Origin of the sequence: Oceanobacillus polygoni, assembly GCF_008304605.1 — a bacterium.
Lineage (GTDB): Bacteria > Bacillota > Bacilli > Bacillales > Amphibacillaceae > Oceanobacillus > Oceanobacillus polygoni.
In genome coordinates this window covers 23,761-37,359 of record NZ_PIJY01000027.1, presented here as the reverse complement: position 1 = coordinate 37,359, position 13,599 = coordinate 23,761, and the positions used below count along the sequence as shown (strand labels likewise).

Sequence of the window (13,599 nt, the reverse complement as noted above, 5' to 3'; positions counted from 1 at the left end):
ACTCATGAATTTACGTCATGTAGACAAAAGTACCTGGATCTATTTAGCCGCTAGTTTATTATTGTTACTTGTGCCATTTATTGTTACAGGGAGAAGCATGCAATTTATCTTCATCCAGATATTTATCTTTGCTATTTTTGCAATGAGTTATGATATTTTACTTGGATTTACAGGAATTATTTCCTTTGGTCATGTGATGTTCTTTGGTATTGGCGCATATTCGACGGCAATTGTAATGAGTCGGCTGGATTCAACCATTGGATCTTTTCTATTAGGCGTCGTTATCGCAGTGATTCTCGCATCAATTGTCAGTTTCATTGTCGGTGTTTTAACGTTACGGCTAAAGAAACATTTTTATGCGATGCTCACATTGGCACTTGCTGGCTTGTTTTTAGTTGCAGCTGAAAAATGGCGATCTTTAACAGGAGGAAATGATGGATTTACGTTTAGGCTTCCAGAAATATTCCGTGATTCACAGAATATGTATATGCTCTGCTTAGTATCTTTAGTTCTTATCTTCTTTGGGCTTAGACGCTTTACAAAATCACCGTTTGGAAGAGTGCTAATGTCTATTCGAGAGAATGAAAACCGTACGGAGTCTTTAGGGTACAAGGTTGTTCATTATAAGGTTATTGCGAGTGTCGTAGCTGGGGTAGTAGCTAGCTTTGCTGGCGTTTTGTATGCACTTTCGCTTCGTTTTGTAAATACAGGTGTGTTTGCGACAGACCTCACGATTGATGTTCTTTTGATGACAATTATTGGCGGCGTTGGAACGCTAGTCGGTCCAATATTAGGTGCTGGATTGGTGGAGTTTGCGCATCATTGGTTATCTGGTTTAGCGGATGTACATTGGATATTCGAGCGTTGGATCATCCTTTATGGAACCATCTATATTTTAGTTGTAATTTTCTTTCCGCTCGGTATCGTTGGAACGATTCAATCAAAGTTTACAAATCGTCCATTAAGAGGTCTACGTGATAACCGAAAAGCGAATGAAAAAAAGGGAAGGAGGGCTTCGTGAAATGCAGATAGGGATTTTAAGTACGGGTGTCTATATTCCAGAAAAAAGAATAACATCAAACGAAATCGCCGCGCGAGCAGGACTTCCACTGGAGATTGTCGAAGATAAAATGGGGATCAAGGAAAAGCCGATTCCAGGTGTTGCAGATCATACCGTCGAAATGGGAATTTGTGCTGCAAAGACTGCAATCGGAAAAGCAGGAATCGACCCAAGGGAGATCGATCTTGTCATCTATATTGGAGAAGAATATAAGGAATACCCGGTTTGGACAGCTGGAATTAAATTGCAGCATGAGATTGGTGCGGTGAATGCATGGGCTTTTGACACGGCATTACGATGTGGAACGACAGTAATGGGATTAAAGGTTGCGAAAGATATGATGATAGCAGATGATAGCATTCAAACCGTACTGCTTGCTGGAGGTTATCGAAATGGTGATCTGATAAACTATGAGAATCCCAACACAAAATTTATGTTTAATCTAGGTGCTGGCGGTGGAGCAATTATCTTGCAAAAAGACAGTGCGGAAAATCAACTGCTCGAGACACACTTGATGACAGATGGGGCATTTTCCGAGGATGTACTTGTTACAGCTGGTGGAACGAAGAACCCAATGACAAAAGAAGCGTTAGAAGCGGGTCTTTATCAATTTGATGTGCCAGACCCGCTTGGTATGAAGCAACGATTAGAAGAAAAATCAATGGTTAATTTTATCGCTTGTATCGAGAAGGCATTGTGTAAAAGTGGCTATCGTAAAGAAGACATTGACTATGTTGCGATGCTTCATATGAAGCGATCTGCACATACATATGTCTTAGATCAGCTTGGAGTTCCACTGGACAAATCGATCTATTTGGAGAATTATGGACACATTGGTCAGATGGATCAAATCATTTCGTTAGAGCTTGCTGAACGACAGGGCAAGTTGAAGGATGGATCTATTGTTGTCTTTGTGTCTGCGGGTATTGGCTATGCATGGGGTGCAACCATTATAAATTGGGGAAAATAGAGGTGAGTAAAATGTCAACGATTGAAGTGAAAAAAGTTTTACTAGAAAACGGTGAGGAAATTGCATACCAGGAAAGAGCTGGTGGAGAGGATGTTGTTTTACTTGTTCATGGGAATATGACATCGTCGGTCCATTGGGATGTAGTTATCGAAAATCTAGCGTCCAATTACAAGGTGTATGCAATTGATTTACGAGGATTTGGAAAGTCCAGTTATCATCAACCAATAACCGAAATTAAAGATTTTTCGGATGACTTGAAGCTGTTTGTAGATGAATTAGAATTGAAGGGTTTTGCACTAGCTGGCTGGTCTCTTGGTGGAACGGTTTGTCAGCAATTCTGTGCAGACTATCCAGGCTATTGTGATCGACTATTCTTACTAGCCTCGGGTTCATCTAGGGGTTATGCTTACTATCCAATTGGAGAAGATGGACTTCCAGACACAACAAATCGTCTGCGCACCTTGGAAGAGGTTCGAGACGATGATAAGGCGAAAATCGTACAAACAGCGTATGATACGTTGAATTATGATTTTCTTAAGCAAATGTGGGATATGGTTATCTATGTCAATAACAAGCCTGACCCAGAGCGCTATCAAAAGTACTTGGAGGATATGACGACGCAACGGAATCTGGCAGAATGTTATCAAGCACTTAGTATATTTAATGTGAGTGATGTTCATAACGGACTTGTTGCAGGAACGAATCAAGTGAAGGATATTGATATACCTGTCATGATTGCATGGGGTGAAACAGATATGGTTGTCACAAAGGATATGACAGATGAATTAATTGCAGATTTTGGTGGGAAAGCGGTTCATAAGGAGTTAAAAAATTGTGGACATTCCCCGCAAATAGATGATCTTGAGCAGCTTTTAGAAGCAATGGAAGGCTTCTTTTCTAGATCGACTACAAATAAAGGAGTTTTATAGATGGGGAGACTCGAGGGGAAGGTTGCGATTATAACAGGGGCAGCAAATGGGATTGGACTGGAGGCTGTCCGAGTATTCGCTAGAGAAGGAGCAAAGGTTGTACTTGCAGATTTTGACCATAAAGTTGGTGAGAAACGGGAGCAAGAGCTTGCTGCTGAAGGGGTCGAATCTAAGTTTATTCCAGTGAACGTATCAGATTGGGAAAGTGCAAAGACAATGGCTGATCGTGCCAAAAGTGAATTTGGCAGAATTGATATTTTAATTAACAATGCTGGGATAACGAGAGATGCGATGCTATCCAAAATGTCAGCAGATCAGTTCCAGCAAGTAATTGATGTAAATTTAACTGGTGTTTTTAACTGTACGAAGGCAGTTCTTCCAGCGTTGATTGAGCAAGGAAAAGGAAAAATTATTAGTACATCCTCGGTATCCGGAGCATATGGCAATGTTGGACAAACGAATTATGCTGCAGCTAAGGCTGGGATAATAGGAATGACGAAGACTTGGGCAAAGGAGCTTGGGCGTAAAGGGATTAACGTAAACGCAGTCGTTCCTGGCTTTACCGAGACGAGCATGGTTGAGGAAGTACCAGATAAAGTGATTGAGCAAATGAAAGCCCAAATACCACAACAGCGCCTCGGAAGACCAAGAGACATTGCCAACGCGTATCTGTTCCTCGCATCAGACGAATCGGATTACGTAAATGGACATGCATTACATGTCGATGGCGGAATTATGATGTAATTGAAAACAGGTGATTTACAGTCTTGTAGACTTGTGAATCACCTGTTTTTGTTTGGGTATGCTATTCTCAACGAATTGGACATACCGATGCCTTATCGTTAATGTCTTTGTAATTGTAGTTGAAGGAAACTGTAAACTAACTGCTGTGGTATGAGCAACTATCGCCGTCCGGGTTCGCTCCGGGCGGATGCTTTCCGCGGGCACGTCCTCAGCCTCTCCGGAAGAAAACCGCTTCCGGTGAGTCTTCAGAAACGTGCTGTTCCCGCAGGAGTCACCGCCCTTCGCTCACCCGGACTGGTTAGAGCAGCAATTATGTTTCGATAAACGATGTTAGCAATAGCCAATAAGTAGTGTGTTCCGTTGCGAGTTCACACACAATCCATCATTTTACATTAGTTCGCACTTTATATTTTCTCTACAATACTAGGAATCTTTTCCGAAATACATTGTCCAAGTAACTCTAAGAAAGTCAGAGCGTTTTTACAAACACATTATTAGAGAACCCGCTGTAACTACCTTGTAACTAGTTCGATTTATACTGAACGTAATTACTTAGTTGGGCAAGGGGTGGCGAGGGTGCTATATGATATGAATTGGTTTGAGAGCCGTGTGCAATTAACACCGAAGGAAATTGCGATTATTGATTCAGAAACAAAGGAATCATGGACATACGAAGAGCTACATGAGCGTGTAATAAAGGTCGCAAGTATCTTCTATACGAAGGGAGTACGAAAAGGTGACCGAGTTGCCATTCTAGCTCCGAATCATATTAGTTATTTTGATTTTTTCTTTGCTTCTATGAAAATTGGTGCGATCTTCGTCCCGTTAAATTGGCGACTTGCAAAAGCTGAATTGTATTATTGTTTAAATGATTGTGATCCACAGCTTATTGGTGTGAATCGAAAATTCAAGCCGAATCTAGATGGTGTTGAAACGAATGCAACGTATATTGCTATTGATACGAATAATTATATCGACGAGTTATACGATCAAAAAGCTAGCTTTGATGAAAGTTTGCATGAGGAAGATCCACTAGCCATGATCTATACTGGTGGAACTACCGGGCGTCCAAAGGGGGTTGTTTTATCCCATAAATCGATTTTATGGAATGCTTTTAATACAATTGTCAGCTGGGGATTGAATAAGGAGGATACAACCCTTACCTGTTTACCAATGTTTCATACCGGTGGTCTCAATGTATTATCCTTACCATTATTATTAATAGGTGGAAAAGTAGTTCTGACAGCTGAGTTTGATGCGAACAGTGTCGTAGCGGATTTACTAGAGTATAAATGTACCATCGTTTTATTTGTTCCAACGATGTATCACATGCTTATTGGTACAGAAGCATTTAAAACAGCAACTTTTCCTGATATGAATGTGTTTGTTTCTGGTGGTGCGCCGTGTCCATATAAAGTTTACGAGGCATTTTCAAAAAAAGGTATTGCTTTTAAAGAAGGCTATGGATTGACAGAGGCGGGTCCGAATAATTTTTACATCGATCCAAATGAAACAATGCATCGATTAGGGTCTGTAGGTAAGCCAATGCTTTTTAATGATATCAAAATTATGATAGGTGAGGGAGCCATCGCACCTGTAGATGAAGTGGGAGAGTTATACGTTCGCGGAAATCATGCCTTTTTGTATTATTGGAATAGACCTGAAGAAACAAATGCAACGTTGGTAGATGGTTGGGTCCGAACTGGCGATCTTGCAAGGCAGGATGCAGATGGCTATGTTTATATTGTTGGGAGAAAAAAAGACATGATAATTACAGGTGGAGAAAATGTTTATCCATTAGAAATAGAGCATTGGCTCGAGGCTCATCCTGCTATCGATGAGGCAGCAGTAATTGGATTGCCAGATGAAAAATGGGGAGAAGCTGTTGCGGCATTTGTCGTAACGAAGATGGTATTAACTGCAGAGGAATTGGAAGACTATTGTAAGCAACAATTAACGCGGTATAAAGTTCCGAAGCGGTTTTTCTTTGTAAGTGAGTTGCCGAAAACGGCTGTTGGAAAAGTGGATAAAAACACATTAAAAGCTCGATACAGTAATACCGATAGCACAATTTCTTAATTGAAATTGTGCGTTATTTATGTGATGAATTTACATATACAAGTCCAAGTCCCCGTAAATAAAGAGCAATGAATGCTCATTTACGGGGACATATTATCAACTATAGGTTAGTATTCTACTACTCATAAACCTCTGTCATCCAATCAACAATGCTCATTTGCTTCTGTTCACGAAGTTCTTCTACATTATGATGCCCGATAATCGAACCTGCTTTAATCGCCACAACTTCATCGAGAATATTTTCGACCTCTCTGATTTCATGCGTCGTAATTAGAACAAGCTGCTTTTCAAGATCAATGAAGGAAATCAACCCTTTTACAATTGAATTACGAACCATTGGATCAAGACCGGAGAAGGGTTCATCCATCAAAATCACTGGAACATTACGCGCAAGGGAGAGTACAATTTTTAGGCGGCCCCGATTTCCCTTTGAGAGCTGCTTTAACTTATCATTCGGATCGAGCTTCATAAATTTTAAAATGTCATAAGCCTTTTCCTTATCAAAATCCTTAAACTGACTAGCTTGAAACTCAATTGATTTTTTCACGGTGAAAAATCGATAATATTCATCGAGCTCAGATAAATATGATACGGAATCCGCAATTCTGCGGGTAACTTTTTCTCCATCGACTCTAACTTCCCCATTTGTTGGGTAGTTAAGCCCGGCAATTAGTTTCAAGGTTGTTGATTTTCCACTACCGTTCTCACCGACTAGACCGATTAATTTCCCTGTTGTCAGCTCTAAATTAACATGATCTAATGCCTTTTTCGTTCCATATCTTTTCGAGACATCTGTTAATGTAATCATGCATCTTGCTCTCCCTTCTCATTTAAAAATTCGATTAAGCCATGCTTGATTTCCTCGTTTGTATAACCCATTTCATGCATTCCTTTAAAAAAGGTCGACATCACTTCTGTTTTCATTTCCTCACGGATGGATTCGAGGACCTCTTCATTCTCTGTTACAAAGGTTCCTTGCCCACGTCTAGATTCTACGATATGCATTGATTCCAACTCCCGATAAGTGCGTTGTACTGTATTTGGATTAACACTCACTTCAATTCCAGTTTCTCTTACAGAAGGGAGCTTATCACCTGGGGCCAGTTCCCCTCTTATAATTTGTTTTTTCATTCGTTCCGCAAGCTGCTGGTAAATAGGCTGGGATGAATGGAATATGTCTGCCATCACTTACACCTCAACTTTTTTCTCGATAATCCAGCAAGCAGCAATAAACATAATGGCTGCAACAACAATATCCCGAACAAAATTTCCGATATAGAAGATAGATGATTCGCTCATCGTTTGCGCTTCAAACGCGTTTTCGAAGTAATCAAATTCAAAGCCAACGATAATATCATTTAGCTGAATACTTCCCCAATTTGTTAATGTTTGCATGAAGGACAGTTCCATCACAGTCCCATAAATCCAGGATAAGAATAAGAAAAGAATAAACGTTAGAATGAAGCTGATAAAGTCATTCATCAGCTGACTAAAGGTCAAGAAAATGGACCAGAAAAATAGGAAGGTAGCTGCGATAAAGAGCCCTAATGTAAACACAAAAACAGTAATTGATCCTATCAAATTAAAGATTGTTTCCTGGTTGAAAAAATCCAATGAATGAAGGAAAAAATTTGTTGAACCAATAACGAATACGGCAAAGGTGGTTATCATAAAAATGATACCTGTAACTATTTTGGAAGAAAGCAATCCTGCAATCGACATCGGCGTGTGCAGCCATAAGTGTAGTCTTTTTCTTTCAGCACTTAAGCTGTAGTACAAATAAAATGGCAGAAAAAAGATATGAAGTGTTACGACAAATCCCAATGCCACCGATAGCAAACCTTCTGTATAACCGACAGAATTACCAATAAAATATCCTCCACTTAAAATACCTGCATATAGAATTAAAACAATGAGAAAAGCTGGCAGACCAAGCTGAAATTCCTTCTTTGTTAACGACAACCATGCATTCATTTTTCATCCTCCTAAAAACAATGTATTAGTGTACTATTTAAATAGTACACTAATACATTGTTGGTTGTCAATAATTTTTGGAAATATTAAGGTTATGATGCAGCTTTTGGCGCAATCTAGATAAAGGAAAATGAAAATTTTATAGTGCTAATCATAGACTCCTTAATTAATCTAATTCTTATATTCGTATAAATATAAGAAGTTAATCGGTAAAATCCGTACGTTAATCATATTTAATAAAACATCGTACGAAATTCAGTTGATTTTTTATACTTGTTTTGTTATGCTTAAGCCGACAAATAAATAGAGTTCCTCATATATTTCCTGAGAATATGGCTCAGAAGTTTCTACCCAGCACCGTAAAAGCTGGACTATGAGGGAAGATGAATCGTTGTGTAAGAACAATGATCTGTTTTATGTGTTTCGAAGGATTGAAAGTCTATTCATCTTCTCTCATTTTGAGGGAGACGAGTAGACTTTTTTAGATGCTAATTTTTGAATGTTTAAAATGACTTCGTGATAGAAAGAGGGATTTGATGACTCAGGTAGGCGTAATTATGGGAAGTATCTCAGACTGGGACACGATGGAACATGCGTGTAACATTCTAGAAGTATTGAATGTCCCATATGAAAAGGATGTTATTTCTGCGCATCGTACACCAGATGATATGTTTACGTATGCAAAAACGGCTCGTGAACGTGGTTTAAAGGTAATTATTGCAGGAGCTGGCGGAGCCGCACATCTTCCAGGGATGGTTGCATCCCAAACGACATTGCCAGTCATTGGTGTGCCTGTCCAGAGTAAAGCATTGAATGGACTTGACTCCCTTTTGTCCATTGTACAAATGCCTGGTGGTGTTCCAACAGCAACGGTAGCAATTGGCAAGGCTGGAGCAACGAATGCAGGTATTCTAGCTGCGCAAATCATAGGTACGTTTGATGAAGAGATTGCTAAAAATCTAGAGAACTATCGTGAAACAATGAAAAAGAACGTATCGGAAATGAGGGAAGATCTTGCAGAAAAATAAAACCTTACTTCCGCCACATACAATTGGAATCATCGGTGGTGGACAACTCGGGAGAATGATGGCAATCGCTGCTAGATACATGGGATATAAAGTAGCCGTGCTTGATCCCACACCGAATTGTCCAACAGCTCAAGTGGCTGATATTCAGATTACTGCTGCTTACGATGATATGAACGCAATTAAAGAGCTAACAGAAATTAGTGATGTTATCACATATGAGTTTGAAAATGTTGACCTGACAGCAGCAGCCTATATTGAAAAACAAGGCAAACTGCCACAAGGTGCCTATGCGCTTGAAGTTACACAAAATCGTGAAAAAGAAAAAAGCTTAATGCAGGAAATGAATCTGCCCATTCCGGAGTTCGCAATCGTGGCAAATGCAGAGGAATGCAGAGAAGCATTACGTGCGTTTACATTTCCAGCAGTGATAAAAACATGCCGTGGTGGCTACGACGGCAAAGGACAAATTAAATTAAATTCAATTGAAGATACAGAGCAAGCTGCACAATTTGCAGAGGAACACGGCTATTGCATTATTGAGCAATGGATAACGTTTGATAAGGAAATTTCCGTTGTTTTTACAAGGTCACAAAATGGAAAAATAACCATCTTTCCTATTGCGGAAAACGAGCATCGTGATCATATTTTGTATCAAACAACCGTTCCAGCAACTATTAGTCCGATTATTCAGGATAAGGCGTATGAAGCTGCTAAAATCCTTGCTGATCAAATGAAGATTGTCGGAACATTTGCGATTGAAATGTTTGTGCAAGGTAATCGTATTTTCTTAAATGAAATGGCTCCAAGACCACATAATTCTGGACATTATACGATTGAAGCTTGTAATATTTCGCAATTTTCCCAGCATGTTCGTGCAATTTGTGGGCTTCCGTTAGTAGATATTGAATTACTGAACAAAGCAGTAATGATCAATATTTTAGGTGAGGACATGGACGGCGTATTGAAGGCATTGCCACAGGCAGAAGATGGTTTTGTTCATTTATATGGCAAAGCTGAGCCTAAAGAAAAGCGAAAAATGGGACATATAACTTTTATTGCAGAAAAGGAAGAAACCGTCCAAAAACAGATTGAAGCATTTAACGCGTTCATAAATGGATGAACGAACTAGTAAAAGGCAAAAAAATCTACAACGACAGAAAAGAAATAGATGGAGGGAACAAAGCATGGACATTAAAAATATCAATCCTGAACAAATTGAAGCAGAGCAATTATATAAAGAATTGGGCTTAAGTGACGAAGAATACAAGCTGATCAAAGAAAAAATGAATCGCCATCCAAACTATACGGAAACAAGTATTTTTTCCGTTATGTGGTCAGAACATTGTAGCTATAAGTCGTCAAAACCGTTATTGCGTAAATTCCCAACAAAAGGAGAGCATGTTCTCCAAGGGCCTGGTGAAGGTGCTGGGGTTGTAGATATTGGCGATAACCAGGCAGTCGTATTTAAAATTGAAAGTCACAATAGTCCTTCTGCTGTAGAACCATTCGAGGGTTCTGCTACAGGTGTTGGTGGTATTGTTCGTGATGTGTTTTCCATGGGGGCAAAGCCAATTGCTGCAATGAACTCATTAAGATTCGGTAACTTAACGTCAGAACGTACAGGATGGTTATTTGCAGAAGCTATCCGTGGAATTGCTAGTTATGGAAATGTGATTGGTGTACCAACAGTTGGTGGAGAAGTTCAATTCGATGAAAGCTACAAAGAAAACCCGCTTGTCAATGCAATGGTTGTCGGTCTTGTAAATCATGACGATGTGCAAAAAGGAATTGCAGCTGGTGTAGGTAATACAGTTATTTATGCTGGTGGATCAACGGGAAGAGACGGCATTCATGGAGCAACATTTTCATCAGATGTCGTTGAAGGAGATAAAGATAATACATCAGCAGTGGCAATTGGTGATCCTCATATCGGAAAGAAATTAATTGACGCTTGCCTTGAAGTGATTCATTCCGAAGCGTTAGTTGGAATTCAAGATATGGGTGCAGCTGGTTTAACATCTTCTGCAAGTGAAATGGCAAGTAAAGCGGGTACTGGAATTGAAATGAACCTTGATCTCGTACCACAGCGTGAAGATAACATGGATGCTTATGAAATCATGCTTTCTGAGTCCCAGGAGCGTATGTTACTCGTTGTTAAAAAAGGACAAGAACAAGAAATCCTTGATGTTTTTAAGAAACATGATGTAGAAGCAGTAGCAATTGGTGAGGTTATTGAAGAACAGTTATTCCGTATTAAACAGCATGGACAAGTATGGGCAGAGATTCCAGTTGATGCGCTAACAGAGGATGCACCAGTCTATAATTTACCAACAAGAGAAGCTGCATATTTCAAGGAATTTAAAGCAATGGAAAACAGTGTGCCAGCGGTAGAAAACCATCAAGAAATGCTAAGGAAATTATTGCAGCAACCAACGATTGCGAGTAAGGAATGGGCATATAAGCAATTTGATACGGAAGCACAGTCTAACACAATTGCAGGACCTGGAGCTGACGCAGCGATTGTTCGAATTGAAGGTACGGATAAAGCAATTGCGATTACAACTGACTGTAATTCTCGATACATCTATTTAGACCCTGAGGTTGGCGGGAAGATTGCAGTTGCCGAAGCAGCACGTAATATCGTAAGTTCTGGGGCAAAACCTTTAGCGATAACAGATGGCTTGAACTATGGTAATCCGACAAACCCAGAAGTGTATTGGCAAATGGAAAAAAGCATTGACGGAATCAGCGAGGCTTGTCTTGCACTTGGAACGCCGGTTATTAGTGGAAATGTATCCATGTACAATCAGTCAGAGGGAGAAGCAATCATGCCAACACCGATTATCGGAATGGTAGGACTGTTAGAAACAACAAACGATTTGACACCAAACCACTTCCAGCAGGCTGATGATGCGATTTATTTAATCGGTGAAACTTCTGCGGAATTTGGGGGCAGTGAATTACAGAATATTCTCGAAGGCAGCTACTCTGGAAAAGCACCAGTGATCAATTTAGAGGTTGAAGCAAAACGTCAAAAACAATTGTTAGAAGCAATTGGACAAGGGCTCGTTGAATCTGCACATGATTTGTCAGAAGGCGGCCTTGGTGTAGCACTAGCTGAAAGTGTTTTTAATGAAAAAGGATTAGGAGCCAAAGTGGAGCTAACAGGCGATCCTACAACTGCATTATTTAGTGAATCACAATCACGATTTATCGTAACCGTAAAAAATGAAAACAAAGCACGATTTGAACAGTTAGTTGATCAAGCAACGCAAATTGGTGTTGTGACAGATAACGAAAAGTTAACGGTGAATGTGGAAGATCAACAGATTATTGATGAACATGTTGAACAAATCAATAAATTATGGAAAGAAGCTATTCCTAATTTATTGAAATCAGAAGCATAAAAGAGGAATGACGAATGTTTGGGATTTGGGGTCACGAAAAGGCAGCAGAACTAACATATTATGGATTACATGCACAACAGCACAGAGGGCAGGAAGGTACCGGTATTGTTGTAAGTGATGGTGAAACGTTAAAGCTTCATAAAGGCTTAGGATTAGTGAACGACGTGTTCAAGCATGCCAACTTTAAAGAGCTTCAAGGTCGTGCTGCAATTGGTCATGTACGCTATTCGACACTGGGAGATAAAGGGACGGAAGTTGATAGTGTACAACCATTGTTATTTCGCTCACAAACAACGAGTATCGCATTTGCACACAGTGGAAATATCATGAATGCACATGCGCTTCGTCGCGAACTAGAGGATTCAGGTAGTATTTTACAAACATCTACAGATACAGAAGTACTTGCACATCTAATTAAACGTAGCACGCAGGCAAATACAGAGGATGCAATTGTTGAAGCACTGCAAAAAATAGCTGGAGCTTATACGTTTATCATTTTGAAGGAAGACAAAATGTATGTTACGACAGATCCGCACGGTATACGTCCATTATCCATTGGGAAAATAGGAGAGGCGTACGTAGTTGCTTCCGAAACAAGCGCATTTGACCTTGTTGGGGCAACCTTCGAACGTGAAGTACTTCCAGGCGAGTTGATTGTTATTAGTGAAGAGGGACTCAAATCAATACGGTTTGCAATGCGAGAGCAACGCAAATTATGTGCGATGGAGTACGTCTATTTATCAAGACCAGATAGTGACTTAAATCATGTCAATGTTCATGCATCACGGAAAAAGATGGGCAAAGAACTAGCGAAGGAATCGCCTGTAGAAGCAGATGTTGTAACGGGTGTTCCTGACTCCAGCATATCCGCAGCCATCGGTTATGCAGAACAAAGTGGGCTCCCATATGAAATGGGAATCATTAAAAACCGTTATATTGGACGGACATTTATTCAACCTTCCCAGGAATTACGTGAACAAGGGGTGAAGATGAAGCTCTCCCCTGTTCGTGGAATTGTTGAAGGAAAAAGAGTGGTTATGATTGATGATTCTATTGTCAGGGGAACAACGTGTAAACGAATCGTTCGTCTTTTAAGGGAAGCAGGTGCTGTTGAAGTACACGTTCGAATTGCTTCACCACCAATTGAAAATCCTTGTTTTTACGGAATCGATATGTCAACGAAAAAAGAATTGATTGCTGCAAATAACTCCCTTGACGCATTATGTGAAATGATTGGTGCAGACAGTTTAGCCTATCTGTCTGTAGAAGGAATGGAAAAGGCGATTGTAAGGGATAAGACCATTCATCAAGGGATTTGTAGTGCATGTATGACCGGTAAGTATCCTGTGACAGTTTCGGGCGAGTAGATCGTTCCACTTAAAATGCGTGTTTAAAAATGTATGATTAA

Annotated in this window: 12 protein-coding genes and 1 riboswitch; of the genes, 9 read left to right on the top strand and 3 right to left on the bottom strand. The window is 39.9% G+C overall.

All coding sequences use genetic code 11. The features are described from left to right. Positions 1 to 4 precede the first annotated feature (4 nt). The 5 genes from F1560_RS14505 to F1560_RS14485 all read left to right on the top strand — a co-directional run bounded on the left by F1560_RS14505 (position 5) and on the right by F1560_RS14485 (position 5,782). The gene (locus F1560_RS14505; protein WP_149475369.1) at positions 5 to 1,021 is read left to right on the top strand and encodes a branched-chain amino acid ABC transporter permease; all 1,017 of its coding nucleotides are present in this window, start codon (positions 5 to 7) and stop codon (positions 1,019 to 1,021) included. 1 nt (position 1,022) lies between these two features. Then, entirely contained in the window at positions 1,023 to 2,030 is a 1,008-nt protein-coding gene (locus tag F1560_RS14500; RefSeq protein ID WP_149475368.1) for a 3-oxoacyl-ACP synthase, read from the top strand. Between the two features lie 11 nt (positions 2,031 to 2,041). Beyond that, positions 2,042 to 2,959 (top strand): intracellular short-chain-length polyhydroxyalkanoate depolymerase, encoded by a 918-nt coding sequence (phaZ, locus tag F1560_RS14495; protein WP_149475395.1) that lies wholly within the window; start codon positions 2,042 to 2,044, stop codon positions 2,957 to 2,959. Then, positions 2,960 to 3,703 carry a 3-oxoacyl-ACP reductase FabG gene (gene fabG, locus F1560_RS14490; protein ID WP_149475367.1) on the top strand — a complete coding sequence of 248 codons (744 nt, stop codon included), beginning with the start codon at positions 2,960 to 2,962 and terminating at the stop codon, positions 3,701 to 3,703. Between the two features lie 588 nt (positions 3,704 to 4,291). After that, the gene (locus tag F1560_RS14485) at positions 4,292 to 5,782 is read left to right on the top strand and encodes a class I adenylate-forming enzyme family protein (protein ID WP_245347872.1); all 1,491 of its coding nucleotides are present in this window, start codon (positions 4,292 to 4,294) and stop codon (positions 5,780 to 5,782) included. A gap of 118 nt (positions 5,783 to 5,900) precedes the next feature. Here F1560_RS14485 and F1560_RS14480 read toward each other — a convergent pair whose 3' ends face one another. Genes F1560_RS14480 through F1560_RS14470 form a run of 3 tightly spaced genes read right to left on the bottom strand, consistent with a single transcriptional unit; the run spans position 5,901 to position 7,756 of the window. Beyond that, complete coding sequence (locus tag F1560_RS14480; RefSeq protein WP_149475365.1) at positions 5,901 to 6,590, bottom strand: ABC transporter ATP-binding protein; 690 nt, start codon at positions 6,588 to 6,590, stop codon at positions 5,901 to 5,903. Further along, positions 6,587 to 6,967: a GntR family transcriptional regulator gene (locus F1560_RS14475; RefSeq protein WP_149475364.1), complete on the bottom strand. Its 381-nt coding sequence runs from the start codon at positions 6,965 to 6,967 to the stop codon at positions 6,587 to 6,589. The genes F1560_RS14480 and F1560_RS14475 overlap by 4 nt, the downstream gene beginning before the upstream one ends. 3 nt (positions 6,968 to 6,970) lie before the next feature. Next, entirely contained in the window at positions 6,971 to 7,756 is a 786-nt protein-coding gene (locus F1560_RS14470) for a hypothetical protein (RefSeq protein ID WP_149475363.1), read from the bottom strand. 293 nt (positions 7,757 to 8,049) lie between these two features. Continuing rightward, a riboswitch (purine riboswitch) is annotated at positions 8,050 to 8,150 on the top strand. A 142-nt stretch (positions 8,151 to 8,292) separates the two neighbouring features. On the opposite strand from F1560_RS14470, the gene purE reads away from it, so the two are divergent. The 4 genes from purE (at position 8,293) to purF (ending at position 13,558) form a co-directional block, all read left to right on the top strand. Further along, positions 8,293 to 8,784, top strand: coding sequence for a 5-(carboxyamino)imidazole ribonucleotide mutase (gene purE / locus F1560_RS14465; RefSeq protein WP_187773740.1), 492 nt, complete (start codon positions 8,293 to 8,295; stop codon positions 8,782 to 8,784). Further along, positions 8,771 to 9,904: a 5-(carboxyamino)imidazole ribonucleotide synthase gene (gene purK, locus F1560_RS14460; RefSeq protein WP_149475361.1), complete on the top strand. Its 1,134-nt coding sequence runs from the start codon at positions 8,771 to 8,773 to the stop codon at positions 9,902 to 9,904. Before purE ends, purK begins: the two co-directional genes overlap by 14 nt. A gap of 64 nt (positions 9,905 to 9,968) precedes the next feature. After that, positions 9,969 to 12,191 (top strand): phosphoribosylformylglycinamidine synthase subunit PurL, encoded by a 2,223-nt coding sequence (gene purL / locus F1560_RS14455; protein ID WP_149475360.1) that lies wholly within the window; start codon positions 9,969 to 9,971, stop codon positions 12,189 to 12,191. 14 nt (positions 12,192 to 12,205) lie between these two features. Beyond that, positions 12,206 to 13,558, top strand: coding sequence for an amidophosphoribosyltransferase (purF, locus tag F1560_RS14450; protein ID WP_149475359.1), 1,353 nt, complete (start codon positions 12,206 to 12,208; stop codon positions 13,556 to 13,558). The last annotated feature ends 41 nt before the right edge of the window (positions 13,559 to 13,599 follow it).